General features: G+C 69.7%; 25 protein-coding genes and 2 pseudogenes. 11 read left to right on the top strand and 16 right to left on the bottom strand.

Features of this window, described 5'->3' with window-relative positions:
• Nucleotides 1-296: diguanylate cyclase (locus MFF30_RS06335; RefSeq protein ID WP_238277890.1), on the top strand; the 296-nt coding region annotated here is incomplete at its 5' end.
• Nucleotides 297-308: 12 nt separating this feature from the next.
• Here MFF30_RS06335 and MFF30_RS06330 read toward each other — a convergent pair.
• Nucleotides 309-686, bottom strand: a complete 378-nt coding sequence (locus MFF30_RS06330) for a HesB/IscA family protein (protein ID WP_238277888.1) — start codon at nt 684-686, stop codon at nt 309-311.
• Nucleotides 687-841: 155 nt separating this feature from the next.
• Here MFF30_RS06330 and MFF30_RS06325 point away from each other — a divergent pair, with 155 nt between their 5' ends.
• Nucleotides 842-1,438 carry a Uma2 family endonuclease gene (locus tag MFF30_RS06325; RefSeq protein WP_238277886.1) on the top strand — a complete coding sequence of 199 codons (597 nt, stop codon included), beginning with the start codon at nt 842-844 and terminating at the stop codon, nt 1,436-1,438.
• A gap of 7 nt (nt 1,439-1,445) precedes the next feature.
• Here MFF30_RS06325 and MFF30_RS06320 read toward each other — a convergent pair whose 3' ends face one another.
• The 6 genes from MFF30_RS06320 to MFF30_RS06295 form a co-directional block, all read right to left on the bottom strand.
• Nucleotides 1,446-1,826 (bottom strand): SUF system Fe-S cluster assembly protein, encoded by a 381-nt coding sequence (locus MFF30_RS06320; protein WP_238277884.1) that lies wholly within the window; start codon nt 1,824-1,826, stop codon nt 1,446-1,448.
• Between the two features lie 10 nt (nt 1,827-1,836).
• A complete protein-coding gene (locus tag MFF30_RS06315) occupies nt 1,837-3,081 on the bottom strand; it encodes a cysteine desulfurase (protein WP_238277882.1) in 1,245 nt (414 codons plus the stop codon).
• A gap of 75 nt (nt 3,082-3,156) precedes the next feature.
• On the bottom strand, nt 3,157-4,479 hold the full coding sequence (gene sufD, locus MFF30_RS06310) for a Fe-S cluster assembly protein SufD (RefSeq protein ID WP_238277880.1): 1,323 nt from the start codon (nt 4,477-4,479) through the stop codon (nt 3,157-3,159).
• Nucleotide 4,480: 1 nt separating this feature from the next.
• Nucleotides 4,481-5,233, bottom strand: coding sequence for a Fe-S cluster assembly ATPase SufC (gene sufC / locus MFF30_RS06305; protein ID WP_238277878.1), 753 nt, complete (start codon nt 5,231-5,233; stop codon nt 4,481-4,483).
• A gap of 214 nt (nt 5,234-5,447) precedes the next feature.
• Nucleotides 5,448-6,917, bottom strand: coding sequence for a Fe-S cluster assembly protein SufB (gene sufB / locus MFF30_RS06300; RefSeq protein ID WP_238277876.1), 1,470 nt, complete (start codon nt 6,915-6,917; stop codon nt 5,448-5,450).
• Nucleotides 6,918-6,984: 67 nt separating this feature from the next.
• Complete coding sequence (locus MFF30_RS06295) at nt 6,985-8,145, bottom strand: cysteine desulfurase family protein (protein ID WP_238277874.1); 1,161 nt, start codon at nt 8,143-8,145, stop codon at nt 6,985-6,987.
• Between the two features lie 325 nt (nt 8,146-8,470).
• Between MFF30_RS06295 and MFF30_RS06290 the strand changes: the two genes are divergently transcribed.
• Complete coding sequence (locus MFF30_RS06290) at nt 8,471-9,127, top strand: alpha/beta hydrolase (protein WP_056186925.1); 657 nt, start codon at nt 8,471-8,473, stop codon at nt 9,125-9,127.
• 119 nt (nt 9,128-9,246) lie between these two features.
• Here the strand turns inward: MFF30_RS06290 and MFF30_RS06285 are convergent, their stop codons facing one another.
• The 5 genes and pseudogenes from MFF30_RS06285 to MFF30_RS06270 form a co-directional block, all read right to left on the bottom strand.
• On the bottom strand, nt 9,247-9,693 hold the full coding sequence (locus MFF30_RS06285) for a type II toxin-antitoxin system VapC family toxin (RefSeq protein ID WP_238277873.1): 447 nt from the start codon (nt 9,691-9,693) through the stop codon (nt 9,247-9,249).
• Nucleotides 9,690-9,929, bottom strand: coding sequence for a type II toxin-antitoxin system Phd/YefM family antitoxin (locus tag MFF30_RS06280; protein WP_373320856.1), 240 nt, complete (start codon nt 9,927-9,929; stop codon nt 9,690-9,692). The genes MFF30_RS06285 and MFF30_RS06280 overlap by 4 nt, the downstream gene beginning before the upstream one ends.
• A gap of 150 nt (nt 9,930-10,079) precedes the next feature.
• A pseudogene (locus MFF30_RS26150) lies at nt 10,080-12,179 on the bottom strand (Pls/PosA family non-ribosomal peptide synthetase); the annotation flags it as partial.
• 117 nt (nt 12,180-12,296) lie between these two features.
• Nucleotides 12,297-14,168 (bottom strand): annotated as a pseudogene (locus MFF30_RS26145) (non-ribosomal peptide synthetase); the annotation flags it as partial.
• A gap of 139 nt (nt 14,169-14,307) precedes the next feature.
• Entirely contained in the window at nt 14,308-14,913 is a 606-nt protein-coding gene (locus MFF30_RS06270) for a histidine phosphatase family protein (protein WP_373320855.1), read from the bottom strand.
• Nucleotides 14,914-15,025: 112 nt separating this feature from the next.
• On the opposite strand from MFF30_RS06270, the gene MFF30_RS06265 reads away from it, so the two are divergent.
• Together MFF30_RS06265 and MFF30_RS06260 are read left to right on the top strand one after the other, a co-directional pair.
• On the top strand, nt 15,026-16,072 hold the full coding sequence (locus MFF30_RS06265) for a polyphosphate kinase 2 family protein (RefSeq protein WP_238277866.1): 1,047 nt from the start codon (nt 15,026-15,028) through the stop codon (nt 16,070-16,072).
• A gap of 81 nt (nt 16,073-16,153) precedes the next feature.
• On the top strand, nt 16,154-17,320 hold the full coding sequence (locus MFF30_RS06260; protein ID WP_238277864.1) for an AAA family ATPase: 1,167 nt from the start codon (nt 16,154-16,156) through the stop codon (nt 17,318-17,320).
• 42 nt (nt 17,321-17,362) lie between these two features.
• Here the strand turns inward: MFF30_RS06260 and fabI are convergent, their stop codons facing one another.
• The 3 genes from fabI to MFF30_RS06245 all read right to left on the bottom strand — a co-directional run bounded on the left by fabI (nt 17,363) and on the right by MFF30_RS06245 (nt 20,030).
• Nucleotides 17,363-18,205: an enoyl-ACP reductase FabI gene (gene fabI, locus MFF30_RS06255; protein WP_238277862.1), complete on the bottom strand. Its 843-nt coding sequence runs from the start codon at nt 18,203-18,205 to the stop codon at nt 17,363-17,365.
• A 155-nt stretch (nt 18,206-18,360) separates the two neighbouring features.
• Complete coding sequence (locus MFF30_RS06250; RefSeq protein WP_238277860.1) at nt 18,361-19,290, bottom strand: DnaJ C-terminal domain-containing protein; 930 nt, start codon at nt 19,288-19,290, stop codon at nt 18,361-18,363.
• A 185-nt stretch (nt 19,291-19,475) separates the two neighbouring features.
• Nucleotides 19,476-20,030 (bottom strand): RT0821/Lpp0805 family surface protein, encoded by a 555-nt coding sequence (locus MFF30_RS06245; RefSeq protein WP_238277858.1) that lies wholly within the window; start codon nt 20,028-20,030, stop codon nt 19,476-19,478.
• Nucleotides 20,031-20,121: 91 nt separating this feature from the next.
• On the opposite strand from MFF30_RS06245, the gene pdxH reads away from it, so the two are divergent.
• From pdxH to MFF30_RS06215, 6 genes are all read left to right on the top strand, one after another.
• Nucleotides 20,122-20,784 (top strand): pyridoxamine 5'-phosphate oxidase, encoded by a 663-nt coding sequence (gene pdxH, locus MFF30_RS06240; protein WP_283205867.1) that lies wholly within the window; start codon nt 20,122-20,124, stop codon nt 20,782-20,784.
• Between the two features lie 169 nt (nt 20,785-20,953).
• Nucleotides 20,954-21,676 carry an SDR family NAD(P)-dependent oxidoreductase gene (locus tag MFF30_RS06235; protein ID WP_238277921.1) on the top strand — a complete coding sequence of 241 codons (723 nt, stop codon included), beginning with the start codon at nt 20,954-20,956 and terminating at the stop codon, nt 21,674-21,676.
• Nucleotides 21,669-22,883, top strand: coding sequence for a hypothetical protein (locus tag MFF30_RS06230; RefSeq protein ID WP_238277856.1), 1,215 nt, complete (start codon nt 21,669-21,671; stop codon nt 22,881-22,883). The genes MFF30_RS06235 and MFF30_RS06230 overlap by 8 nt, the downstream gene beginning before the upstream one ends.
• Complete coding sequence (locus MFF30_RS06225) at nt 22,880-23,386, top strand: NUDIX hydrolase (protein WP_373320854.1); 507 nt, start codon at nt 22,880-22,882, stop codon at nt 23,384-23,386. Before MFF30_RS06230 ends, MFF30_RS06225 begins: the two co-directional genes overlap by 4 nt.
• Nucleotides 23,383-23,844, top strand: a complete 462-nt coding sequence (locus MFF30_RS06220) for a TIGR02301 family protein (protein WP_373320853.1) — start codon at nt 23,383-23,385, stop codon at nt 23,842-23,844. Before MFF30_RS06225 ends, MFF30_RS06220 begins: the two co-directional genes overlap by 4 nt.
• A 251-nt stretch (nt 23,845-24,095) precedes the next feature.
• Nucleotides 24,096-24,350: a hypothetical protein gene (locus MFF30_RS06215; protein WP_238277854.1), complete on the top strand. Its 255-nt coding sequence runs from the start codon at nt 24,096-24,098 to the stop codon at nt 24,348-24,350.
• Between the two features lie 119 nt (nt 24,351-24,469).
• Here MFF30_RS06215 and MFF30_RS06210 read toward each other — a convergent pair whose 3' ends face one another.
• Nucleotides 24,470-25,807 (bottom strand): dihydroorotase, encoded by a 1,338-nt coding sequence (locus MFF30_RS06210; RefSeq protein ID WP_238277852.1) that lies wholly within the window; start codon nt 25,805-25,807, stop codon nt 24,470-24,472.
• Nucleotides 25,808-25,922 lie beyond the last annotated feature (115 nt).

Genomic DNA, 25,922 nt, shown 5'->3' with positions numbered 1-25,922 from the left:
CCCGCTTCGGCGGCGAGGAATTCGCCATGCTGCTGCCGGACACCAACCGTGCCACCGCCCGGGCCATCGCGGAGAAAGTCCGCGTCAGCGTGATGGCGCGCGAACTCGTCAAGCGCTCCACGGGCGAGTCCCTCGGCAAGGTCACGATCTCGCTCGGGCTGGCGATGACGCGCCCCGGCGACACGGCGGTGTCGCTTCTGGAGCGCGCCGACCAGTGCATGTTCAGCGCCAAGCGCGACGGTCGAAACCGCACCGTCGACGACGCGGAGGCGGCGCACCTGCCCCACGTCGCCTGAGGTCGTGCGGGCTCAGGCGCGCGCGCCGATCGCCTCTGGGTTCACCGGGGTGATCGCCACGGACTCGCCGCAGCCGCACGCCGACGTCTGGTTCGGGTTGTTGAACACGAACTGGGACGAGAGCTTGCTGGTCTGGAAGTCCATCTGCGTGCCGAGCAGGAACAGCAGCGCCTTCGGATCGACGAAGACGGTGACGCCGCGATCCTCGACCCGGTCCTCGCCGGGCTTCTGCGCCTCGGCGTATTCCATGGTGTAGGACATGCCGGCACAGCCGCCGTTCTTCACGCCGACGCGCAGGCCCGCGATGGGCCGGTCCGCATCGGCGATAATCGCCTTGATGCGCGTCGCCGCCGCGTCGGTCAGCGACAGGACCTGGAACTTGGATGCCATAATGTCTCTCCGACGGCCGGGTTCAAGGCCCGGGCGGGTGAGGGTGATCGAACCCGGTTAAGATAAGGATTGCGGAGCCTGCGGTCCATGGCCGACCGCGTGGGAAGCGTTGCCCTGTCGTAGGGTGGCGCGACGGAAGGCCAGGAAGGATCGTCATGGCAGACGCCGTACGCCTCACCATGACGCCCGAGGATTTCTTCGTCTGGCAGCGCGACCAGGACGAACTCTACGAACTCGTCGACGGCTACCCGGTGCCGCGGCACAGGATGATGACCGGGGCCAGCATGCAGCACGACCGGGCGACGGTGAACGTCATCGGCTCTCTGTACGCGCAACTGCGCGGGACATCCTGCCATCCGACCACGGCCGACATCGCGCTCCGGACCAGCATCCGGGGCTTGCGCCGGCCCGACGTGATGGTCGAATGCGCGCCCCTGATCCAGGACACCTACGAGGCGCGTGAGCCCAAACTCGTGGTCGCGGTGGCGTCACCGTCGACCACCACGATCGACCAGACTCGCAAGGTCGAGGAGTACAAACGCCACCCCACCCTGGCCTACATCCTCCTCGTCGAGACGCTGAAGCCGCAGGCGTTGCTTTACCGGCGCCTCGGAGAGGCATGGGACATCGAGACCTTCGAGGGACTCGACGCCGTCATTGATCTGCCCACCATTGGCACGACGCTGGCGATGGCGGACATCTATGACGGCCTGAGCTTCCCGCCGCGCCGGGATCTCGCGGCCGAGGCCTGAGCCTCCGCTACCACATGTCCAGGGCGACGCGGGCCTCGTCCGACATCCGGCTCTGGTCCCACGGCGGGTCGAACACCATGGTGACGGCGCAGGACTGGACGCCCGGCACGGCGGCGACCGCCGTCTCGACCCAGCCCGGCATCTCGCCGGCCACGGGGCAGCCCGGGGCCGTGAGGGTCATGTCGATGGCGACCTTGCGGTCGTCGGCGATGTCGACCTTGTAGATCAGGCCGAGCTCGTAGATGTCGGCCGGGATCTCGGGGTCGTAGACGCTCTTCAGGGCGACCACGATGTCGTCGGTCAGGCGGTCGAGTTCCTCGGGCGGGATCGCCGAGTCGCTCGCGATGGTGGGGGTGTTGGCCCCGCCGGTGATGGCTGCGTCGCTCATGGTCTGGTCCTCAGGCGAACATCATCTCGGCCTTGGCAAGCGCCTCGGCGAGGGCGTCGACTTCCTGCGTGGTGTTATACAGTCCGAAGGAGGCGCGACAGGTGGAGGTCGCGCCGAAACGTGTGAGGAGCGGCATGGCGCAGTGCGTCCCGGCCCGGATCGCCACGCCGTAGCGGTCGATCACCGTGGCGATGTCGTGGGCGTGCGCCCCCTTCATCTCGAAGGCGATGACGCCGCCCTTGTCCTTGGCGGTGCCGATCATCCGCAAGGAATTCATGGCGCCGAGGCGCTCCTGTGCATAGGCCAGCAGGGCGGCCTCGTGGGCGGCGATCTTGTCCCGACCGAGCGTCATCATGAATTCCAGCGCCGCGCCGAGGCCCACCGCCTCGACGATCGCCGGCGTGCCGGCCTCGAAGCGGTGCGGCGGATCGTTGTAGGTGACCGTGTCCTGGGAGACGGTGCGGATCATCTCGCCGCCGCCCTGGTAGGGGGGCAGGCGCTCGAGCCATTCCCGCTTGCCGTAGAGGACACCGATGCCGGTGGGGCCGTAGACCTTGTGGCCCGTGAAGACGAAGAAGTCGCAATCGAGCGCCTTCACGTCGATGGGCTGGTGCACCGCGCTCTGCGCCCCGTCGAGGAGAACCGGCACCCCGTGGGCGTGGGCGATGCGCACGATCTCGGCGGCCGGCGTCACCGTGCCGAGCACGTTGGACATGTGGGTGATCGCCACCATCTTGGTGCGCGGCGTGAACAGCTTCTCGTATTCCTCGACGAGGAAGTTGCCTTGGTCGTCGACCGGCGCCCACTTGATCACGGCCCCGCGCCGCTCGCGCAGGAAGTGCCAGGGCACGATGTTGGAATGATGCTCCATGATCGAGAGGATGATCTCGTCCCCCTCCCCGATCAGGCCGGCCCAGCCCATGGACGAGGCCACGAGGTTGTAGGCCTCGGTGGCGTTGCGGGTGAAGATGATCTCGTCGGTGGAATTGGCGTTGAGGAACTGCCGCGTGGTCTCGCGCGCGCCCTCGAACCCTTCGGTGGCGGCGTTCGCCATGAAGTGCAGCCCGCGATGGACGTTGGCGTAGCCCGTCTCCATGCAGTTCACCATGGCGTCGATGACCGCGCGCGGCTTCTGCGACGAGGCCGCGTTGTCGAGATAGACCAGCGGCCGGCCATAGACCTTCTCGGCGAGGATCGGGAACTGGGCCCGGATCGCCGCGACGTCGTAGGGGGTGTTCAGGACGGGTGCGTTCATGGCGATACCTGTTGGGTGTCCGGCGCGCGCGACCCTCCCCCCCGCGCGAGGGGGAAGGGCCCTCTCGGGATGCGGTCAGCCGCGCGCCGCGAGCCACGCCTCGATGGTGCCGACCAGCGCCTCGCGGGCGCCCTCGTGGCTGACCGACTCGATGGCCGCACCCAGGAAGGCCTGGACCAGCAGGCTCTCGGCTTCCGCCTTCGGCAGCCCGCGCTGCATCAGGTAGAACAGCAGGTCGTCGTCGAGGGCGCCGCAGGTGGCGCCGTGGCCGCAGGCGACGTCGTCGGCGAAGATCTCGAGCTCGGGCTTGTTCATCATCTGGCCGTCGTCGGACAGGATGAGGCAGGCCGACATCATCTTGCCGTCGGTCTGCTGGGCCGCCTGCTGGACGATGATCTTGCCCTGGAACACGCCCGTGGCCTCACCGTCCACCACGGTCTTGAACAGTTCGCGGCTCACCCCGCCGGTGGCGGCGTGGTCGGCCAGGAAGGTGGTGTCGGCGAGCTGGCGGCCGTTGAGCATGGCCGCCCCGTTCACCACCGCGCGGCCGTCGGCCCCGGCGAAGTTCAGGTAGACCTGGTGGCGCGAGAGCACGGCGCCCACGACCACGTTGACGGTCTCGACCGCCGACGCGGCGCCGAGTTTTACGGACAGCGTCGAGAGCGCCACGGCCTCGCGGCCTTCAGCATTCAGGCGGGCGTGCCGGAAGGTGGCGGTGTCGGCCACTGTCACGTCGACGGCGTCGTTGGGCTGGTAGGCGATGCCGTCCGGCCCCTCGTGGCTCTCCAGCACCATGACCTCGGCGCCCTCACCCAGGGTCACCAGCACGCGTGTGGCCGTCGAATAGGCCTCAGCGCCGGTGCCGATGAAGCGCAGGTGCAGTGGCGTCTCGACCTTGGCCCCGGCCTCCACGGCGATCAGCGCACCATCCGCCAGGAAGGCGGTGTTGAGCTGGTAGATCGGGTTCTCGGAGGCTTGGCGCACCGGCGTCAGCTGGTCGAGATGCGGGTGGCCCTCGGTGAGTGCCCGGGTCAGCGGGGTCACGGTGACACCGGCCGGGATGCGGCCGAGGTCGGATTCGGCCTCGATCAGGTGGCCGTTGACGAAGGTGAGGCGCACGGCCTCGATCCCGGCAAAGCCCTTGGCTTGCGCTACGGCCGCCCGCGCGGTCTCGGCCGAGGGCATCTCGGCCGGGTGGGCGGCGTCACGGAATGCCGAGCGCAGGTCGGTGTACTTGAAGGCCTCGACCCGGCGGGTCGGCAGACCGACCGCCTCGAAATAGCGGAACGCCTCCTCGCGGGCGATCGAGACGCCCGTGGGGTACTTCATCTTCGTGGCTTCGAAGAGCTTCAAGAGCCCGGTCTCGGCCGCGGTGCGGAGGGGAGTGATGTCGGCCATCTCAGGCGGCCTCGCCCGTGCGATACTCGGCATAGCCGGAGGCTTCGAGGGCCTTGGCGAGGTCCTTGTCACCCGACTTCACGATCTGGCCCTGCGACATGACGTGGACCACGTCCGGCACGATGTAGTCGAGCAGGCGCTGATAGTGGGTGATGACGAGGAAGGAGCGGCCTTTCGCGCGCAGCGCGTTGACGCCCTCCGAGACGATGCGCAGGGCATCGATGTCGAGGCCGGAATCGGTCTCGTCGAGGACGCAGAACTTCGGCTCCAGGAGGGCCATCTGCAGGATCTCCATGCGCTTCTTCTCGCCGCCGGAGAACCCGACGTTGAGGGCGCGCTTGAGCATCTCCTTGTTGATCTCCAGCTTCTCGGCCGCAGCATTCACCTTGCGGATGAAGTCCGGCGTGGAGAGCTCGCCCTCGCCGCGCGCCCGGCGCTGGGCGTTGAGCGTCGCCTTGAGGAAGGTCATCGTGCCGACGCCGGGGATCTCCAGCGGGTACTGGAAGGCCAGGAACACGCCCGACGCTGCACGCTCGTCGGGGCTCATCTCGAGGATGTTCACGCCGTCGAGCAGGATCTCGCCGTCGGTGACCTCGTAATCCTCCTTGCCGGCGATGACGTAGGACAGGGTCGACTTGCCCGAGCCGTTCGGCCCCATGATAGCGGCGACCTCGCCGTCGTTCACGGTGAGGTTGAGGCCGTTGAGGATCTGCTTGTCCTCGATGGCGACGGTAAGGTTCTTGATTTCGATCATTGCAGCATAGTCCGTTCTAGAATTTGAAACGCGGAGCGACCCTCCCCCTCTGCGGGGGAAAGTGCCTGCGGAGCAGGCAGGAAAGGGGGCGACCTCTCCGGTGAGCGCGCTCCCCTCATGCGGGACTTCGTCCCGGCCCGACCCGCTTCGTGGGCCACCCTCTCCCGCAGAGGGGAGAGGGGAAGTGCGCGCGGGATGTTTAGGTCGAGCCGCCCTAGCCCACCGAGCCTTCGAGGCTGATCGAGATCAGCTTCTGGGCCTCGACGGCGAACTCCATCGGCAGCTGCTGCAGCACGTCGCGGACGAAGCCGTTGACGATGAGCGCGGTCGCCTCCTCGTTGGAGAGGCCGCGCTGCTGGCAGTAGAACATCTGGTCTTCCGAGATCTTCGAGGTGGTGGCCTCGTGCTCGAACTGCGCGGAGGAATTCTTCGACTCGATGTACGGCACGGTGTGCGCGCCGCACTGGTCGCCGATGAGGAGCGAATCGCAGTTCGTGAAGTTCCGCGCGCCGGTGGCCTTCCGGTGCGCCGAGACGAGGCCCCGATAGGTGTTCTGCGAGCGCCCGGCCGAGATGCCCTTCGAGATGATCCGGCTGGTGGTGTTCTTGCCCAGATGGATCATCTTGGTGCCGGAATCGACCTGCTGCATGCCGTTCGACACCGCGATCGAGTAGAACTCGCCGCGCGAGTTGTCGCCGCGCAGGATGCAGGACGGGTACTTCCAGGTGATCGCCGAGCCGGTCTCGACCTGCGTCCACGAGATCTTCGAGTTCGCGCCCCGGCAGTCGCCGCGCTTGGTCACGAAGTTGTAGATGCCGCCCTTGCCGTCGTTGTCGCCGGGGTACCAGTTCTGCACCGTCGAGTACTTGATCTCGGCGTCATCCAGGGCGACGAGTTCGACCACGGCGGCATGGAGCTGGTTGTCGTCACGCTTCGGGGCGGTGCAGCCCTCGAGATACGAGACGTACGAGCCCTTGTCGGCGATGATCAGCGTGCGCTCGAACTGACCGGTGTCGCGCTCGTTGATGCGGAAATAGGTCGACAGCTCCATCGGGCAGCGCACGCCCGGCGGGATGTAGACGAACGAGCCGTCGGAGAAGACCGCCGAGTTCAGGGTCGCGAAGAAGTTGTCGGTCACGGGCACGACCGAGCCGAGATACTTCTTCACGAGGTCCGGGTACTCGCGGATGGCCTCGGAGATCGGCATGAAGATCACGCCGGCCTTCGACAGCTCGGCCTTGAAGGTGGTGGCCACCGAGACCGAATCGAACACCGCGTCGACCGCGACCCGGCGCTCGGGGGCGATCCCCTCCAGCACCTCGACCTCACGCAGCGGAATGCCGAGCTTCTCGTAGGTCTTGAGGATCTCCGGATCGATCTCGTCCAGCGACATCGCCGCCGGACGCTTCGGGGCCGCGTAGTAGTAGATGTCCTTGTAATCGACCTTGTCGTACGAGACACGGGCCCAGTCGGGCTCCTGCATGGTCTGCCAGCGCTTGTAGGCGTCGAGGCGCCAGGCCAGCATCCACTCGGGCTCGTCCTTCTTGGCCGAGATGAAGCGGATCACATCCTCGGAAATGCCCTTCTCGGACTTCTCCATCTCGATCGTGGTCTCGAACCCGTACTTGTACTGGTCGAGGTCGATCGAACGGACCCGGTCGATGGTTTCCTGCACTGCAGGCATTATGCGTCTCCTGACATGCCCGGCGTCAAGGGCCGGGTGTTGGTCGGATGGCTTGGGAAGGCGGCACTCACGCCGCGTGCCCCTGCCGTCGATATAGGGTCTCCACCAGGCGTTCGCAGGCGGCGCGACACCGCGCTGCGTCGCTTTCGGTGCTGTTCCACCCGAGGCTCACGCGCAGGGCCCCTGCGGCCAGCGCGGGGGTGACGCCCATGGCCATGAGCACGGGCGAGCGCGCGACCTTGCCGGAGGCGCAGGCCGAGCCGGACGAGATGGCGACGCCCGAAAGGTCGAGCCGCATCAGCGCCGTCGGGGCGTCGAGCCCCGGAACGGCGAAGCTCAAGGTGTTGGGCAGGCGCGGAGCGCCGGCACCGAACACGGCGAGGTCGGGTGCGCAGGCGCGCAGGCCGGCCTCGATACCGTCGCGCAGGTCCGCGAGGCGGTCCGCCTGCGCGGGATCGGCGAGGTCGGCGGCGACCCCCAGCCCGACGATGCCGGGCAGGTTCTCGGTGCCGCCACGCAGGCGCGCCTCCTGGCCGCCGCCGCGCAGGAAGCCCTCGCCCAAGGTCACGCCCTCGGCGAGCACGATGGCGCCGACGCCCTTGGGAGCACCGAACTTGTGCCCCGACAGGCTCAGGGCGTCGAGGCCAAGCGCGGCCATATCGAGGGGAATCTTGCCGATGGCCTGGACCGCATCGGAATGCACCAGTGCGCGCCCGTGCGACCGGGCCAGGGCGACGATCGCCCCGAGCGGTTGGATCACGCCGGTCTCGTTGTTGGCGGCATGGATCGAGATCAGCACCCCCGTCCCGGCATGCCGGGCGAGCAGGGCCTCCACGGCGCTCAGGTCGATCACGCCCGCGGCGTCCACGGGCACGACGTCGACGGCGTCGGCCGGGAAGCGGTGGCCGGCCGAGACGCAAGAATGCTCGGTGGCGCCGATGAGCAGGCGCGTCGGCGCGGGCTGCGCCGTGCGCGCCAGGGCGCCGGACAGCACGGCGTTGGCGGCCTCGGTTCCGCCGCTGGTGAACACCACCCGGCCCGTACCCGATCCGACCCGCCGGGCCACCGCCGCCCGCGCCTTTTCCAGGGCCGCTCGGGCCGCCCGGCCCTCCGCGTGGATGGACGAGGGGTTGCCCGGCAGGTCGAGCGCCCGCGCCACGGCAGCCGCCACCTCCGGCCGAACCGGTGATGTCGCGTTGTGGTCGAGGTAGGCGCGGGGCGAAGTCATCCGGGAAAAACCACTGGCAGCGTCAAGGGCTAGAGCGACAAATCCTTGCTTTTGCCCCCCACGATCATGCTAAGGCGCCGTCACGATACGTGTTCCGGTTGCCCGTCGTGCAGGGAACGCGCCGATCCGAAACGGGTCCGACCGGCGTTGTTTAGAATAATTCTAGTTAGCTAGAATTATTCTAAGAGCGCTTTTAGGTTCGTGGCCCGGCGAGTCAAGGCATGCCTCGCGGCTTTGCCCGGGCCTCGGACGCGCGCCTTGCCGACGAAGCGGCGATCCACCGTGACGGGGCCCGGCGGTCGCGTCGCCCAGGAGTTTAGGTTTCATGCCCGAAGTCATCTTCACCGGTCCGGCCGGCCGTCTCGAGGGGCGCTACCAGGCGCCCAAGAAGAAGGGCGCCCCGATCGCGATCGTGCTGCATCCGCACCCCCAGTTCGGGGGCACGATGAACAATCAAATCGTGTACAATCTTTTCTACACGTTCGCCAATCGCGGCTTCGCCGCCCTGCGCTTCAATTTCCGCGGCGTCGGCCGCAGCCAGGGCGCGTTCGACCACGGCACCGGGGAACTCTCCGACGCGGCCTCCGCCCTCGACTGGGTGCAGTCGGTGAACCCCGAGGCCCGCGCCTGCTGGATCGCCGGCGTCTCGTTCGGTTCGTGGATCGGCATGCAGCTGCTGATGCGCCGCCCGGAGATCGAGGGCTTCATCTCGATCGCCGCGATGGCCAACCGGTACGACTTCACCTTCCTGGCGCCCTGCCCCTCCTCCGGCCTGTTCGTGCACGGCTCCGAGGATCGTGTGGCTCCGGCCCGCGAGGTCATGCCGGTGATCGAGAAGGTGAAGACTCAGAAGGGTGTCATCATCGAGCACCAGATGGTCGAGGGCGCCAACCACTTCTTCGACGGCAAGGTCGACGAGCTGACCCAGACCGTGGACACCTACCTCGACAAGCGCCTCGGCCCGAAGCCCGAGGCGGCCTGAGGCGAACGCCGCGTCGCGGGTCCGGTGTTTCCACGGGACCGCGACGTTGGCGGACGGCAAGTAGTCTCTCTCAAGGCCAACCGTCTCAAGGCCAAAAGTTTCTTGAGGCTAAGCCTCTCTCAAGACCAAGCGTCCGTCGAGGGGTTCAACGACGGGACGCGGATCTTCCGATAATCCGCGGCATCCCGCGTCACGATCGTCAAGCCATGGCGCAGGGCCGTGGCCGCGATGATCAGGTCGGGCTGCGGAAAGCCGTGGCCCGCCTTCTGACCCGCCTTGCTGCCCTCCTCGGCGAGGATGCGCCAGGTGAACATCACGTCCTCGGTGATTTCGAGAACCCGATGCTCGAACAGGGGGCGGACCCTGAGGGTCAGCCACGCGTCGAGTTCCGCCCGCCGGCCGACATCCGCGACGCATTCGATCCCGAAGCGGATCTCCGCCAGGGTCGCGGTGCTGACGAAGAGGCGGTCGAGGGGCTGGGCGGCCACGAAATCCACCACGCGCCGCTCCGGCTTCGGCCGGCGCAACTCGGACAGGATGTTCGTATCGAGGAGCCAGCCGGTCACAGGGACACGCCGCGTACGGGCATGACGCTCCGCGGTGGAGCGAGATCGACGTCCTGGACAGGCAGCGCCTGCATCGCCGCGACCAGCGCCGAGCCGTCGCGGTCGCCCCGGAGGCGTCGAAAGTCCTCGGCGGAAATGACCACCACCTCGTCGTGCCCGCGCACCGTCACGTGCTGGGGGCCCTCGCTGCGGACGCGACGCACAAGTTCGCTGAAGCGCGCCTTGGCGTCGTGCAACGGCCAGACCCCCTGCGGAAGCGAGGACCCGGGCGATTTCGATGAGCTGGTCATACGGACTAGATTAGCAGGTCGTCGTCGCGAATCCAGCGCCAGATCTAATCCAGCGCCAGATCTCATCCAGCGCTAGATCTAATCCAGGGCCAGATCTCATGCCGCGTGCACCACCGGCACCGCCGGCGCACCTTCCCACTCCGAATGCGCCGGGATCGACTCGCCCTTCATCACGATGGTGAGGGGGCGCAGGCGGGCGTAGTCGCCGACCCGGGTGTCGTACAGCACCGTGGAGAAGGCGCCGACCGACACCCCCCGGCCGACCTCGACCCGGCCGACCTTCATGATTCGGTCCTCGTAGAGGTGGGTCTGCAGGGCGGAGGTGCGGTTGATGGTGGCGTAGTCGCCGATGGTGACGCAGTCGAACTCGGTGATGTCGGTGGTGAGCATGCAAACGCCCTGTCCGACTTTCACGCCGAGGAGCCGCAGCATCCAGGGCAGGAAGGGGGTGCCGACGAGGTGCTCCAGCAGCACCTTGCCGGCCAGCCCCCAGTAGAGCACCGCGACGGCCTCGGTGCGCATGGCCCACCAGGACCACATCGGCTGCATGCCGGGCTTGTAGACGCCCATCAGCAGCCATTTGACCGCGATCACCGTGAAGGACTGGATGAACGCGATGGCGACGGAGACCGCGACGAAGCTGATCGCCAGGCCGGTCCAGTCCTGGGCCAGGATCGCCGGGTAGAAGTAGAAATCGATCGCCGAAATCGCGAGCGTGATGAACAGCATCGGCGAGAACGAGGTCGAGAACGCTTCGAAGATGCCGCGCCGGAGCTTGGGCCCGATGCCGGGCTCGTAGGTCTGGGTGTTCGAGCCGAGATCGACCCGCTGGCGTGAGGGCAGCTTGATCGGCGGCGAGCCGAACCAGGTGTCGCCCGGATTCATCAACGCGTTGGCCGGCGGCTTCGACTTGATGCCGATGAGCACGTCTTCCGGGATCACGGCGCCGGGCGGGACCACGGCGTCGTTGCCCACGAAGACGCGCGCGCCGGTATGGACCTCGTGCATCGTCATCCAGCCGCGCCGGATCTCCTCCTCGCCGAACACCACCTCGTCGGCCACGAAGTTGCGCGCGCCGATATCGGCCAGATCGTAGCGCCCCGCGAGGTTGGTGGAGATCTCGGCCCCCTGCCCCATCCGGGCGCCCATCAGGCGGTACCAGGCCCGCATGTAGACGGTGGCGAACAGGGAGGAGAGGGTCTCCAGCGTCACCTCGGCGGCGAGCGCAACCGCCCACTTGCGCATGTAGAAGCCGCTGTAGATCGAGTGGGTGCCCGAGGTGACGCGGGGCAGCACCAACCAGCGGATGCCGGCGATCAGCAGCACCGTGCCCGCCGTCATCAGCATGGCGGTGGGCCAGGTCAGCAGCGGCAGGTACCAGTGGTAGTCGATGTCGGTGATGTCGCCGAGGGAATCGTTGAGCTGGTCGAAGATGTAGAAGGCCGGGAAGATCGGCAGCAGGCCGATGGCGGGAATCGCCGCCAGCAGGAAGGTGTAGAGCGCCGCGAAGGCGAGGCGCCGCCGGGGCGAGGCGGTGGCGGGTTCGGGCAGCGAACCCGGATCGGCCTCTCCGACCTTGCGGCCGGGCGAGCCGTCCCAGATCTCGGCGGCGTTCACCCGCGTGCCGGTGGGGATGGTGGTGAGGTCCGCGATCTCGGCGTGGTCGCCGATGACCGTGTCGGGCCCGATCACGCAGGAGGCGCCGATGGCCACATCCGCGCCGATGCGGACGCGGCCGATGATCAGCGTGTCGCCCACGACCTCCGCGTTGGCGATGACGAGGCGGCCGCCGAGCGAGGCGCCGGGGCCCACGCTGATGAGGTCAGGCGCGCCGATCTCGGCATCCGAGATCAGCGCGTCCTTGCCGATGTCGGCGCCGAGCAGCCGCAGGTAGAACACGATGGCGGGGGAGCCCTGGAGCCACTTGATGTGGACCAGCGGCGTCAGGCGCTGCGTCAGCCACCAGCGGTAGTAGTACACCCCCCAGAGCGGGTAGCGCCCGGGCTTCGTGCGCCCGAGGATCAGCCACTTGGCCGCCACCGCCACCGAGGCCGTGACGGCGTTGATGCCGATATAGACCAGCAGCAGCACGGCGAGTTCGCCGAAGAACCCGAGCCCGCCGCCGGTGAGCAGCAGGTAGGTCACGAAGATGCCCAGCCACTGCGAGGTGGCGAGCGCGATGACGAAGGGCAGGGCCGCGGCCTGGGCGAGGCCGCAGAGGAAGCGCCGCTTCAGGGATGGCGCCGAGAAGGCGAGATCGCGGATCGCCATCTCGGTCCCGACGCCGCCCGTACGGGCGATGAGCGTGTCGGCCATGGCCCGCAGGGTGCGCTGGCCGTAGACGTCCTGCAGGGTGATGGCGGCCAGCGCCGGCACCTCGCGCACGGCCCCGACGAAGCGGGCGGCCAGCAGCGAGTGGCCGCCGAGATCGGCGAAGAAGTCGCCCTCGAGGGGAATCGCCTGGTTGCCGAAGACGCGGTTGGCGGCGGCCAGCATCGCGGCCTCGGTCTCGTTGCGCGGCGGCTCCTGCTCGCCGGAGGTGTCGGCTACCGTGAGGGTGGCGGCGCGCAGGGCCTTGCGGTCGACCTTGCCGGAGGTCAGGCGCGGCAGCACCTCGACCGCCTCGAAATGCCCCGGCACCATGTAGGGCGGCATCTGTTCGGCGAGCGTGTGCCGCAGGGCGGCCTTGTCGATCTCGGTGCCGCGCTCTGGGACGAGGAAGGCGACGAGGCGGTCGACCCCGTCATCCTGGCGCAGCACCACGGCCGCCTGGTTGATTCCCGGCAGGACCTGGATGCGCGATTCGATCTCGCCGAGCTCCACCCGGAAGCCACGGATCTTGACCTGGTCGTCGATGCGGCCGTGGAACAGGATGTTGCCGGCGGCATCCAGCGAGACCGCGTCGCCCGAGCGGTACAGGACCGGATCGGTCCCGTCCGAGGCGTAGGGGTTGGCGATGAACTTCTCGGCCGTCAGCTCGGGCCGCTTGAGGTAGCCCTTGGCGACACCCGGACCGCCGATAAGGAGTTCGCCCTGTTGCCCCGGCGCCAGGAGTTCGAGGCTCTCGCCCGCGACGTAGACCGAATAGTTCGGGATCGGGCCGCCGATGGTGACGGGCACGCCCGACCGCATCTCGGCGGCGGTGGCCACCACTGTGGCCTCGGTCGGCCCGTAGGTGTTGAAGAGTTTTCGCGATGCCGTCGCCCAGCGGACGACCAGCGGCTCGGGCAGCGCCTCGCCGCCGAGCAGCACCAGGCGCACGCTCGGCAGGTCCCGCGAGATCATCGCCAGCAGGGTCGGCACGGTGTCGAGGACGGTGACACCGGCGCGCGCGATGATGTCCGGCAGGCTCTCGACGTCGCCCATCATGGCCGGGGAGGCCACGAACAGCGTCGCGCCCACGAGGTAGGGCACCCAGATCTCCTCCATCGAGAGATCGAAGGCGACGGAGGCGCCTTGGAATACCACGTCGTCGGCACGCATGCCGTAGAGGGCGTTCCCCGAGCGCAGGAAGTGGCAGATGTTGGCGTGGCTGATGACGATGCCCTTCGGCACGCCGGTCGAGCCCGAGGTGTAGATGAGGTAGGCCGGGTGCTCCGGTGTCAGGCCCGCCGCGCGCAGGTCGGGCAGCACGGCCTCCGCCGGCGTCGCGGCCGCGAGTGCGGCCGCCGTGAGGCCCGGCGTGCCGGCGGGCGCCTGCGGTTCCAGGGCGGGCGAGACGAGGAGCGCCTTGGCGTTCGCGTCGTCCAGGCAGACGGCGACGCGGTCGGCCGGCGCCTCGGCGTCGAAGGGCAGCCAGGCCGCTCCCGACAGGGCGATGCCGATCTGGGCGACCAGCAGGTCCGGACCCCGCGCCATCCAGAGGCCGACCACGTCGCCGGGCCCGATGCCGCGATGACTCAGCCCGCGCGCGATCTCGGAGGCCTGCGCCTCGACCTCCGCGTAGGTCAGGGCCGGGTGGGTGCCGTCGGGGCCGGTCCGGGCGCCGTCGACCAGGGCCGGGTGATCGCCGCGCGTCCGGGCGCTCGCGCGAAAGATCTCGCTCAAGGTCTCGTCGCGCACGAGGTCCGGGCGGCTTTCGCCGCGCAGGACCGCGCGCGGGCCGGCCGCCTCCGTCGAAGCACTCGTCTCCCCTGGCCCGCGCGTTGCCGCCCGGGGCCGGGTCGTCTCGGCGAGACTGGTCATCCGTTGCTCCGCTGCCGGCGCCCGATCGATCGGGAACCGTCCTCCTGGCCGGGTAGGCGCCCGGATCGCGCCGAATTCACGGCGCGTCTAACACGTTTGGGCGGTCGGCTTGAACCGGGCTTGAACGCGCGCGGATTGCTCAGGCCCAGCGCCATCCGGCCCGGTCGGACACGAGGACGCTGCCCTGGCGGATACCGATGCGGGGGGCGTCGCGAAGACCGAGATGGCCGCGGATCACCAGGATCGCCCGGGCGACGCCGCCATGGGCGACGATCACGGTGGGCCGCGTCAACGCGGCGATGGCCGGTTCCACCCGTTCCACCAGCATGGCGTAGCTCTCGCCCGTCCCGCCGGGCGGGCGGTAGCCCCAGCGGTCGCGGTCGCGGGCCAGGGCGCCGGCGGGGTCCCAGCGCCGGATCTCGGCCCAGGTCGAGCCCTCCCAGGCGCCGAAGCTGATCTCCTTGAAGCGCGGATCGAGGCGATAATCCGCCGGGTCGAGGTCCAGGGCCGCGCGGAGGGTCTCCATCGTGCGCCGAGTCCGGATCAGCGGGCTGGCGGCGAAGTCCAGGCCGGCGAGATCCGCGCCGGACAGGCCGCTGACCCGCGCGAGGCGCGCGGCGACGGCCTCGGCCTGGCGCAGGCCCTCGGCGTTCAGGTCGATGTCCCGCTGCCCCTGGAGCCGACCCTCGGCGTTCCAGTCGGTCTGGCCATGGCGGACGAAGTAGATCGGGTTCACGGGCCTCACGCCCGCTGCTCGCCGGAACGGCCGGGCCGGGCTATCGTTCTCGCACGCACGTCCTGACCCTGCATCTTGGCGGCTGCCCCAGTCCGCCCCCCATCGAGAGCCGAGTCTCATCATGTCGAAGCATCACGGCAAGCATCGCCGGGGCCAGACCCTCGGGGAAACCCAAGCTTCGGCGTCGCAGCGTGACGTTTCGCACCGCGAGGACGCGGCGCATCGCAAATCAGGGCTAAAGGGCAAGAAGAGCGAGGCACTCCGGGCCGGGCACCGTCCGCCCTCCTCCGCGCACTGGGCCCGCGAGGCCGAGAGCCGGGCCGGCATGGCCCACGCGAGCGTCGATCCCCGCCTTGCGCCCGCCGCCCCCGGCATCGTCACCGTGCAGCCCGGAACCCGCTGCGACCTCGGGCTGATCGATGCGGATGCCGATGGCGGCCTCGACAAGGACGCAGCCAAGGCGGCGCTGGCCAGCGAGCGCGCCCGCATTGCCGACCTTCAGGAGCGGCTCTACGCCGAGCACGCGCGCAGCCTGCTCGTCGTGTTCCAGGCCATCGACACCGGCGGCAAGGACGGCACGATCCGGGCGGTGTTCGAGGGCGTGAATCCGCAGGGCTGCCGGGTGTGGTCGTTCAAGGTGCCGAGCGCGGAAGAGAGCGACCACGATTTCCTGTGGCGCTACCACGCGAAAGCGCCCGCGCGCGGCATGATCAACGTGTTCAACCGCAGCCATTACGAGGACGTCCTCGTGGTGCGGGTGAAGGACCTCGTGCCCGAGCCGGTCTGGCGGGAGCGCTACGGCCAGATCAACGACTTCGAGCGGATGCTCTCCGCCGCCGGCACCACCGTGCTGAAGTTCTTCCTGCACATCTCCAAGGACGAGCAGCGGGAGCGCCTGGAGGCGCGCATCGCGAACCCGGACAAGCACTGGAAGTTCGATCCGGCCGACCTCGTGGAGCGCCGCTCCTGGGACGCCTACCAGGCGGCCTTCGCCGACGCGCTCAGCGAATGCTCGACCCGCCAAGCGCCCTGGCACGTGGTCCCGGCCAACCGGAAATGGTACCGCAACCTCCTCATCGCCCGCACCATCGCCGACACGCTGGAGGCGATGGATCCGCGCTTTCCGGAAGCCAAGGCGGACATCGCGGGGCTGACCGTGCCGGATTGACCGGCGCTGCGGCATGTCCCGCGCCCTGTTTCCGTTGGGCGCATCCGCGCGCGCGATGCGGAGCGGCGTATGGGAGGATCGATGCTGACGGTTCGAGGGGTGTCGGCTTCGGGATACCGGTCGCTGAGGTCGATCCGCTTTCCGGTCGATGTCCTGTCGGTGTTCATCGGCGCGAACGGCGTCGGGAAGACGAACCTCTACCGCGCGCTCGAACTGCTACAATCGGCGGCGGCCGGAACACTGACACGGGACCTCGCGATGGAGGGCGGAATGGATTCCGCCCTCTGGGCCGGCAAGCGGAAGCTCGGTGACAAGGCGTGCATCACCTTGTCGGCGGAACTGTTCGATCCGGAGGGCGGATCAGTCCCGCTCACCTATGAGGTCGAGATCGGCCTCGTCCAGCAATACGTCACGGATCAGGGCCACCGCGTAGCGATGGGCGCCGCCTTCGTGCAGGAAGCTCAGATCAAGCGTGAAGCGCTCCTGCAAAGCACGGGTCGGCGGCCCGTGACGTTGCTCGACAGGGTGGGGGCCAAAGGATTCGCGCGTGGCCTCGACGGGCGCAAGCAGGAACTCGCGGCCGGGTTGCTCGCGACGGAAACCGCTCTCTCGGCCCTGAAGGACGCCGCGGCGTTCCCCGAACTCGATCTCGTCCGACGAACGCTCCTGGGCTGGCGCTTCCACCACGATTTCCGAACGGACAAAGACTCCGCTCTGCGGCGCCCTTGCCTAGCCGTGACGACGCCGACGCTGTCCTCCGATGCCGGGGATCTCGCGGCCGTGTTCGCCACCCTCGCTCATATCCGCCAGGACACCGCGGATCTCGAGGACGCCGTCGCCGACGCTTTTCCCGGCGCACGCCTCGTGATTCCGGAACCCGATCGCTTCGCGCGGTTCGGGATCATCTTCCCCGATTATCCCAAGCGCGTCTTCGAGGCGGCGGAACTCTCGGACGGAACGCTTCGCTACCTCGCGCTGGCCGGCGCGCTGTTGGCCTATCGGCTGCCGCCCTTTATCGCGCTCAACGAACCCGAGACGAGCCTTCACCCCGACCTGATCGAGCCCCTGGCCCGCATGATCGCCAAGGCGTCCGAACGCACGCAGGTCTGGCTCGTGACGCATTCCGAGCGTTTGGCCGACGCCCTCGGCCGCGAGCACCACTCGCGATGTCACCGGGTGGTGAAGCGCGATGGCGCGACGTGGATCGACGGCCTCAAGCTCTTCGGCGCGTTCGAGGACGAGGACTGACGCCGGGATGGGAACCGCCGAGGCGCCGGGCGGCCGACGGTCCTAATCCTTGTCGAGGCTGAGGTCCGGGGCTTCCGGGTTCTTCATGCCGACGACGTGGTAGCCGGCATCCACGTGCAGGATCTCGCCGGTCATGCCCTTGCTCATGTCCGAGACGAGGTAGGTGGCGGTCTCGCCGACCTCGTCGATTGTCACGGTGCGGCGCAGGGGAGCGTTGTACTCGTTCCACTTCAGGATGTAGCGGAAATCGCCGATGCCGGAGGCGGCCAGCGTCTTGATCGGGCCGGCCGAGATCGCGTTGACGCGGATCTTCGAGGGGCCGAGATCGGCGGCGAGGTAGCGCACGGAGGCCTCGAGGGCCGCCTTGGCGACGCCCATCACGTTGTAGTGCGGCATCCACTTCTCGGCGCCGTAATAGGTCAGCGTCAGGAGCGAGCCGCCGTTGGGCATCAGCTTCTCGGCCCGCTGGGCCACCGCCGTGAACGAGTAGCAGGAGATGAGGAGCGACTTCGTGAAGTTCGCCTCCGAGGTCTCGACATAGCGGCCGGTCAGCTCGTCCTTGTCCGAGAAGGCGATGCAATGCACGACGAAGTCGATGCCCTCTGGGAATACCTCTGCGGCGGCGGCGAAGACCGCGTCGATCGAGGCCGGGTCCGTGACGTCGCAATGCCCGACCACGTGGGCGTCGAGTTCCCGCGCCAGGGGCTCGACGCGCTTCTTCAGGGCGTCGCCCTGGTAGGTGAAGGCGAGCTTGGCGCCGTGGGCGGCAGCGCTCTTGGCGATGCCCCAGGCGATCGAGCGGTTGTTGGCGACACCGAGCACCAGGCCGCGCTTGCCGGCCAGCAGACCGCCGACGTGATCGTGAACCGGGTGCGTGTCCGCCATGTGTCACCTGAGCGAGAGCCGTGGCGCGGGGGCGCCTGCCCATCGCGTGACGGGCGGGCGGTCCCGCGCCGGGCATCCTTAGCGGAGGCGCGCCGGGGACGGAAGTGCGGGATCTTTCGCAATCTCCGCCCTGTCACGGCCGATGCACGCGCCTGTCAGCCCGCCTTGGCCGCGCGCCGCGCTTTGGCGAACTCGGTCAGGGCCGGGTCCTCGGTCGCCGGGAGCGTCACCGCGGTGGTGGCGAAAAGGTCGCCCCGCGTCCCGTCCTTCTTCGGCAGGCCCTTGCCCTTGAGCCGGAAGGTGCGTCCCGACCCGGTCATGGCCGGGATCTTCATCTCGACGGCGCCCGTCAGGGTCGGCACCCGGATCGGCCCACCGAGGATCGCATCCTCCAGGGCCACATCCACGGAGGCGCGCAGGTCCGCTCCGTCCACGGTGAAGCGGGGATGGGGCAGGATGCGGATGGTGAGCAGGGCGTCGCCCGGCGTGCCGCGCGGGCCGGCGGACTGGCCGAGCCCCCGCAGGCGGATGGTCTGGCCGTCGACCACGCCCTTGGGCACCACCACGTCCACGTCGCGCCCGCCCGGCAGGGACAGGCGCAGCTTCTCCTCGGCGCCCACCTGTTCCAGGGTCACGCTGAGCTCGGCCGCCACGTCCTCGCCCTTCTGGGGGCCGCGCTGCGCGCCGGGGCCGGCTCCGGCCGCCCGGAACGCGTCGCCGAACAGGTGGGAGAAGATATCCTCGCCGATGCCGCCGCCGCCGGTGGGGCCGCGTCCGCGCGCCGCGCTCTCGAAGTCGAAGCCGCCGCCACCGCCCCGGCCGCCGCCGAACCCGCCGAAGCCTTCGAAGCCGGTCGCGCGCGGCTTGCCGTCCGCGTCGATCTCGCCGCGGTCGAACTGCGCGCGCTTGCCCGCATCGCCCAGGATCTCGTACGCGCTGTTGGCCTCCGCGAAGCGGTCCTTGGCCTTGACGTCGTCCTGGTTGCGATCGGGATGATAGGCCTTGGCGAGCTTGCGATAGGCCTTCTTGATGTCGGCCTCGGAGGCGCCCTTGGAGACGCCCAGCACATCGTAGGGATTTCGCATCGGTCTTCAGGATTCTCGGTGCCGCCTGGGGCCGGGCGCCTGCCCGACTCCTTCGGATTAATCTGTCATGTGGACGGCCTGTTGCTTCTCTGCAACGGTCTCGCGCGAGAATTCGCTGCGATTGGCACGCCGTCAACGGGCAGACCCGAACTGTGATCCTAAAAAAGTCGTGCCGGCGACCGGGGTCAGGTGGCGGATTTCGCGGCCCGGATGCGCGTCAGGCCCCACTCGCCGCCGGAGGGCTTGCACCCGGTGCCGCGCACGAAGCGGCTGCCCGCCGGAGAGATCACGGATGCCAGGAAGTCGCGGCAGACGAGGTCGTTCGCGACGTAGGGCAGGCCGGTCGGGTTCACCGAGCCGCGCAGGGTCGTCTCAGGGTTGTCCCACTTTACCGGGCGTCCGTTGCCCTGCGGGTCGAGGGCGACGGCGAGGGCCGCGCTGGCGCGCCGCCAGTCCTCCGCCCCGAGGTCGGCGCCGAAGCCCAGGGGCTTGCGGTCGATGCTGCCGGTGGTGGCCGGTTCCTCGACAGGGCCGCCCTTCGCGAGGGTGGCTTTTGCCGTCTCGGCGCCGGCCGCCGCGGTTTCCTCGCCCTGGAAGGTGAGGATGGGCAGGCCGCAGCCGCCGAGTCCGAGAAGGAGCGCGGCACCGAGGACGCGCGCGGTCCGGCGCGGCCCCGCGGCGGGACGAGTCCGAAGGTCGTTGCCCCCGGTGGTCTGGGCTTTACACTCGCGCCGACGCATTACACCTGATCTCGAACGACGTGTTGGGCCGAATAACGCTCGTGTCCCACGTCGGTGCCCCCCGACCCGGATCTCACCAGAGGAATACGCCTTGGAACGGTTAAGGATCGATGATCCCGCCTCCCCCGCCGAGGCCACCGGCTCCGGCGGCGACTTCACCCGCGCGGCCGATCCGTGGGCCCTGTTCGCCGCCTGGATGGCCGAGGCCGAGGCCTCGGAACCCAATGATCCCAATGCCATGGCCCTGGCCACGGCGGGGGCGGACGACCTGCCCGACGTGCGCGTCGTCCTGCTGAAGGGCGTCGATGCGCGCGGTTTCGTGTTCTACACCAACACCGAATCGACCAAGGGCGATGAACTCCGCGAGAACCCGCAGGCCGCCCTGGTCCTGCACTGGAAGAGCCTGCGCCGTCAGGTCCGCGCGCGCGGCCCCGTGAGCCCCGTCACGCGGGAGGAGGCGGACGCCTACTTCGAGAGCCGCGCCCGCAACAGCCGCATCGGCGCCCATGCCAGCCGCCAGTCCCGCCCCCTGGCGGACCGGGCGACCCTGGAGCGCGCGGTGGCGGAGGTCGCCGACCGTTACGGCGAGGGTCCGGTGCCGCGCCCGGAGAACTGGACCGGGTTCCGCATCGCGCCGGTCTCGATCGAGTTCTGGCAGGACGGCCCCTTCCGCCTGCACGACCGGGTCCGCTTCACCCGGGACGGCGGGCCGTCCGATGGCGGCGCCTGGCGCGGCGCGCGTCTCTATCCTTAAGACCGGCCGGCTCCTTGCTGCGTCGCGGGAGGACCCTGGATTTTAGGGCCCGCGCCGCTTAGACCTTGGCGTGGCGTGGGGGTGTCTTCGGCACGGTGATCACGCGTGCCGGGCGCTCCCCGATCCTGAAGGAACGGTCTTGGCCTCATCCAACGAACGCCGCCGCGTCATGCTACTGACGGGCGCCAGCCGTGGCATCGGCCACGCCACCGTCAAACGGTTCTCGGCGGCCGGATGGCGGGTCATCACCTGCTCGCGCCATCCCTTCCCCGAGAACTGCCCCTGGGAGATGGGACCGGAGGATCACCTCCAGGTCGATCTCGCCGATCCGACCGATACCGTGCGGGGCATCGAGGAGGTGGCCGGGCGCCTCGCCGCCGAGGGCGGCCTCCTGCACGCGCTCGTCAACAATGCGGGCATCTCGCCCAAAGGGCCCCAGGGCGAGCGCCTCGGCGCCATCGCCACCGAGTTCAGCGACTGGCAGCGGGTGTTCCAGGTCAACCTGTTCGCGCCCCTCCTGCTGGCGCGCGGCCTCTGCGAGGAACTCACCCGCGCCAAGGGCTCCATCGTCAACGTCACCTCGATCGCCGGCTCGCGCGTCCATCCCTTCGCGGGGGCGGCCTACGGCACCTCGAAGGCGGCGCTCGCCGGCCTGACCCGCGAGATGGCGAGCGATTTCGGCCCCCTCGGCGTACGCGTCAACGCGATCTCGCCCGGCGAGATCGACACCGCGATCCTGTCGCCGGGCACCGACAAGATCGTGGCCGGAATCCCGCAGCGCCGCCTCGGCACGCCCGACGAGGTCGCCAAGGCGATCTACTTCCTGTGTACCGAGGCCTCGTCCTACGTGAACGGCGCCGAGCTGCACATCAACGGCGGCCAGCATGTCTGAACGGCTGGCGCGTCCCGCGCCGCATGCCGCGTTCCCGAACCGCGCGATGTTGAGCGGCGCAGCCTTGACGCTCGCGGTCCTGAGCCTGGCGCTTCCGGCCCGCGCGGAACCGACGGTGACGATCCTCGACCTGCCCTTCCGGGCCCGGGCCCTGCGCGGTTCCGGCAGCGAGGTCGCGGTCGCGGTGGCGACCTCCGGGCTCCTGCCCCTGGCTCGGCCGCGCGGGGCCAACCCGGCGCAAGGCGACGACGACGTGCCCATCGTGGTGGTCTGGGGCGACGGCGGCGGCGCGGCCCTCAGCCTCGTCGACGGGCAGGTGGCGACCACGCTCCTGGGCGCGGAGGCGGTGGAGGGTCTGGCGGCGGCCGAGACGCCTCGCGGCGCCCTACCCGGCTCCCGTCGGGCCGTGTCCGGCCCCCTGAGCGTGCATCTCGCCGGCCCGGTCCCCGCCCTCTCGGGCGGCCCCGAGCAGGTCGCCAGCCTCGTCGTGCGCGAGCGCCAGCCCGTGGCCATGGGGGGCGACCCGAAGCCGGTTCCGGTCGTGACCACCACGCTCTCGGCCGCGCCCGACTCCGCCTTCGCCCTGCGCCGGCCCCGCATCGCCCGGTTCGCGGGCAAGCCCGTCATCGTCGCGGTCACGGTCGCGCCCGACGGCGGCAGCGCGCTCGCCCTGTTCGGCCGGTCCGAAGCGGGCGCGGACGCCAAGCCCCAAGCAGCCAACCCTGAAGAAGGCAAGCCCACACCATCCTGGGTGCGCCTGGCGCGGGGGGCGGCCCAGGCCACCGCCCCCGGCGGCCAGCCCCTGAAACCGGCGGCCATCGCGGATTTCGCCGGATCGGGCCAGCCGCAGGTCGCCGCCGTGGCAGCGCCCGAGGCCGCCGGTCTGCTCCAGCTCTGGACCCTGGAGGCCGGCGCCCTGCGCGTCGCCCACGAGGCACCGGGCTATACCAACGTCTCCCCCGGCGAGGGCGAGGCGGACCTCTCCACGCTGATCGAGCCGGCCGGGCCGGGCGCGCCCGAGCTCGCCCTGCCGGTCTCCGACCGGAGCGCCCTGGCGATCCTGTCCCTGAAGGACGGTATCCGCGAACGCGTGCGGGCGCCCCTGCCGGGGCTGGCGGCCTTCGGCCTCGCCGGGCTCGGGCGGGGCAGCGCCGCCCGTCTCTTCGTGGGCCTGGCCGATGGCCGCATCGCCGTGGTGACGCCGTGACGGGAAGCGATCCGACAGGGACCGGTCCGAGCCCGACCGATCCGGACGACGCGCAGGCGCGGCTCTTTCCGACGCGCCCCTTCGTGGGCACCTCCATCGCGGTCCTGCGCGGCGACCGCGTCCTCCTGGCCGCCCGGGCCAACGAGCCGATGCGCGGGGTCTGGACCCTGCCCGGCGGCCTTGTCGAGGCGGGCGAGCCCCTGGCCGAGGCGGCCTTGCGCGAGTTGCAGGAGGAGGTCGGCCTCTCGGCCGAGGTGGTGGGCGTGCTGAGCCCCACCGAGATCATCCTGCGCGACGCGTCCGGCCGCGTGCGCCACCACTACGTCGTTCATCCCCACGCCGCCCTCTGGAATGGGGGCGAGCCGGTGGCCGGGCCGGAGGCCCTCGGCGTCCGCTGGGCGACCTTGGCGGAACTCGAGACCCTGGCGACGACGCCGGGCCTCGCCGGCACCGTCCGGGAGGCCTTCGCCCGCGTCACCCTACGCCCGGAGCCGCTTGCGTGAGGCGTGTTCGGGTCCTGTCGTCGATCCTCCTCGGTAGCCTTGCCGTGCTGGTGGCCCTGCCCGGCCCCGGCCTCGCCCAGCAGGCGCGGGGCAGTGCCGCCCGCCCCGCCGCGAAGCCCGCCGAGAAAGAGCCAGCCCCGCCCGCCGAGCCGCCGCCCGCACCCTACGACCGCGACCTGATGCGGCTCTCCGAAATCATCGGATCGCTGGCCTTCCTGCGCGAACTCTGCGCCACCCCGGACGCCGCCGAGTGGCCGGCCCGGATGAAGGCCCTGATGGAAGCGGAGGGCGTGACCCCGAACCGGCGCGACCGCCTCGCCGGGGCCTACAACCGCGGCTATCGCGGCTACAGCCTCACCTATCGCGTCTGCACCCCCGCCGCGACGGAGGCCGCGAGCCGCTTCGTGACCGAGGGAGAGCGCCTCTCGCACGCTCTGGCAAGCCGCTTCGGCGGTTGAACAACGCCCGCCGTGGAGCGCGTCCGTTCACCCTGTCGGCTGCTCCGAATCCGCGCGGAATCACCGTGAACGGACGGTGATCGGGCCCCCTTGATGCAACCGGGACACAGCTCCGGGGGATGACCGCGAAACGCATAATTTGAGCGCCGGCGTTAACCGCTTCGCAATTCCTGGCTTTGCGAACCCGCCGCCGCGTCCTATCCTCAATGGACTGGCCGGTTGTTTCGCCGGCGCAAACGATGATGTGGCCCATGCACATGGATACGGTCTCCGCGCCCTTCGAGGCGGATCTCGACGACAAGCGCGCCGCGCTCGGCTACGTCTCGGAGGCCTTTGCCGAAGGCTGTCTCGACGGCCTCGACGGCGACTGCATGGCCCAGGCCGCTCTGTTCGCAGCCTTCCAGGAACTCGTGATGACCTATGGCGAGGAGGCGACCGCCCGTTACGCGGAAGGGTTCCCGGACCGGATCCGCGGTGGCGCCTTCACCACCAGCCCGCAGCATTAAGGTTACACGTTCCCTAACGGGAAACGCTGGTCCCCGGTCGGGGATCGGCACGCGGGCAGGTCTTCGGGCCTGCCCTTTTTTGTAAGGCGCGTCCCCTGTTCCCGGGCGCGCCATCGCCGTCAGGCGCGTGGCAGCGCCTCCTCGAACACCACCGCCTCGCCCCGCGACGGCGCGGCGAGCGCCCCCTCCCACATCACGCTGTGGCCGCGCACCAGGGTGCCCACGGGCCAGCCCGTCACGGTGACGCCGTCATAGGGCGTCCAGCCGCATTTCGAGGCGATCCACTCGTTGCGGATGGTTTCCCGGCGCTTGAGGTCCACCACCGTCACGTCGGCGTCGTAGCCGACCGCGAGGCGCCCCTTCCGGGCGATCCCGAACAGGCGCTTGGGACCGGCGCTGGTGAGGTCGACGAAGCGCGCCAGCGAGAGCCGGCCGGCGGCGACGTGGTCGAGCATGATCGGCACCAGGGTCTGCACGCCGGTCATGCCGGAGGGTGATTCCGGGTAGGGCTTGGCCTTTTCCTCCAGCAAGTGCGGGGCGTGGTCGGAGCCGAGCACGTCGACGACGCCCTGGGAGAGCCCGTGCCAGATGCCGTCGCGGTGGTCGGTCCCGCGCACCGGCGGGTTCATCTGCACCAGGGTGCCGAGGCGCGCATAGGCCTCGTCGCCGTCGAGGGTGAGGTGGTGGGGCGTGGCCTCGCAGGTTGCGACGTCCTTGGCCTCGGCCAGGTACGCCATCTCCTCCTTCGTCGAGATGTGCAGGATGTGGATGCGCGCGCCCGTGGCCCGGGCGATGCGCACGAGGCGCTGCGTCGCCTTGAGCGCAGCCTCGGGCGAGCGCCAGACCGGGTGCGAGGAGGGATCGCCCGCCACGCGGCGGTCCTTCTGTGCCCGCAGCATCGGTTCGTCCTCTGCGTGGAAGGCGGCGCGCCGGCGGGTCCGCTTCAGGATCTCGGTGACGCCGGCATCGTCCTCGACCAGGAGCGAGCCCGTGGAGGAGCCGACGAACACCTTGATGCCGGCCGCCCCCGGCAGGCGCTCGAGTTCGGGCACGAGATGCGCGTTCTCGTGGGTGCCGCCGACCCAGAACGCGAAGTCGCAATGCATCCGGTGATGGGCGCGAGAAACCTTGTCGGCGAGCGCCTCGGCGCTGGTGGTGAGCGGGTTGGTGTTCGGCATCTCGAACACCGTGGTCACACCGCCCATGACGGCCGCGCGCGAGCCCGATTCGAGGTCTTCCTTGTGATCGAGCCCCGGCTCGCGGAAATGCACCTGGCTGTCGATCACGCCGGGCAGGAGGTGCAGGCCGGTGCAATCGCGCCGCTCGACGGCCGCGGCCGCAGCGAGGTCGCCGATCGCCGCGATGCGTCCGGCACGGATGCCGAGATCGGCACGGATCGCGCCGTCCTGGTTGACGATCGTGCCGCCGGCGAAGACGAGGTCGAAGGGCTCTTGCATTCCGGGTCTCCTCGGGCGGGCCGCGCGTGAGGGGCGCATTGAGACGGGGTCGCGGGCGGCTTATGTCAGCCCCGGACGGCGCGCAATGCCGCCGCCACTTGTATCCAAGGAGCCG

Source organism: Methylobacterium goesingense (assembly GCF_022179225.1).
Classification (GTDB): domain Bacteria; phylum Pseudomonadota; class Alphaproteobacteria; order Rhizobiales; family Beijerinckiaceae; genus Methylobacterium; species Methylobacterium goesingense.
This window is presented reverse-complemented; position numbering and strand designations above follow the sequence as displayed.

What these genes read in the sequence shown, in the direction of transcription:
- MFF30_RS06245 (WP_238277858.1), bottom strand. Translation starts at nt 20,030, where the DNA reads ATGCGTCGGCGCGAGTGTAAAGCCCAGACCACCGGGGGCAACGACCTT.
- MFF30_RS06235 (WP_238277921.1), top strand. Translation starts at nt 20,954, where the DNA reads ATGCTACTGACGGGCGCCAGCCGTGGCATCGGCCACGCCACCGTCAAA.
- MFF30_RS06210 (WP_238277852.1), bottom strand. Translation starts at nt 25,807, where the DNA reads ATGCAAGAGCCCTTCGACCTCGTCTTCGCCGGCGGCACGATCGTCAAC.
- MFF30_RS06295 (WP_238277874.1), bottom strand. Translation starts at nt 8,145, where the DNA reads ATGACTTCGCCCCGCGCCTACCTCGACCACAACGCGACATCACCGGTT.
- MFF30_RS06250 (WP_238277860.1), bottom strand. Translation starts at nt 19,290, where the DNA reads ATGCGAAATCCCTACGATGTGCTGGGCGTCTCCAAGGGCGCCTCCGAG.
- sufC (WP_238277878.1), bottom strand. Translation starts at nt 5,233, where the DNA reads ATGATCGAAATCAAGAACCTTACCGTCGCCATCGAGGACAAGCAGATC.
- MFF30_RS06325 (WP_238277886.1), top strand. Translation starts at nt 842, where the DNA reads ATGGCAGACGCCGTACGCCTCACCATGACGCCCGAGGATTTCTTCGTC.
- fabI (WP_238277862.1), bottom strand. Translation starts at nt 18,205, where the DNA reads ATGGCGGACACGCACCCGGTTCACGATCACGTCGGCGGTCTGCTGGCC.
- MFF30_RS06290 (WP_056186925.1), top strand. Translation starts at nt 8,471, where the DNA reads ATGCCCGAAGTCATCTTCACCGGTCCGGCCGGCCGTCTCGAGGGGCGC.
- MFF30_RS06320 (WP_238277884.1), bottom strand. Translation starts at nt 1,826, where the DNA reads ATGAGCGACGCAGCCATCACCGGCGGGGCCAACACCCCCACCATCGCG.
- MFF30_RS06330 (WP_238277888.1), bottom strand. Translation starts at nt 686, where the DNA reads ATGGCATCCAAGTTCCAGGTCCTGTCGCTGACCGACGCGGCGGCGACG.
- MFF30_RS06215 (WP_238277854.1), top strand. Translation starts at nt 24,096, where the DNA reads ATGCACATGGATACGGTCTCCGCGCCCTTCGAGGCGGATCTCGACGAC.
- MFF30_RS06260 (WP_238277864.1), top strand. Translation starts at nt 16,154, where the DNA reads ATGCTGACGGTTCGAGGGGTGTCGGCTTCGGGATACCGGTCGCTGAGG.
- MFF30_RS06265 (WP_238277866.1), top strand. Translation starts at nt 15,026, where the DNA reads ATGTCGAAGCATCACGGCAAGCATCGCCGGGGCCAGACCCTCGGGGAA.
- sufB (WP_238277876.1), bottom strand. Translation starts at nt 6,917, where the DNA reads ATGCCTGCAGTGCAGGAAACCATCGACCGGGTCCGTTCGATCGACCTC.
- MFF30_RS06230 (WP_238277856.1), top strand. Translation starts at nt 21,669, where the DNA reads ATGTCTGAACGGCTGGCGCGTCCCGCGCCGCATGCCGCGTTCCCGAAC.
- MFF30_RS06315 (WP_238277882.1), bottom strand. Translation starts at nt 3,081, where the DNA reads ATGAACGCACCCGTCCTGAACACCCCCTACGACGTCGCGGCGATCCGG.
- sufD (WP_238277880.1), bottom strand. Translation starts at nt 4,479, where the DNA reads ATGGCCGACATCACTCCCCTCCGCACCGCGGCCGAGACCGGGCTCTTG.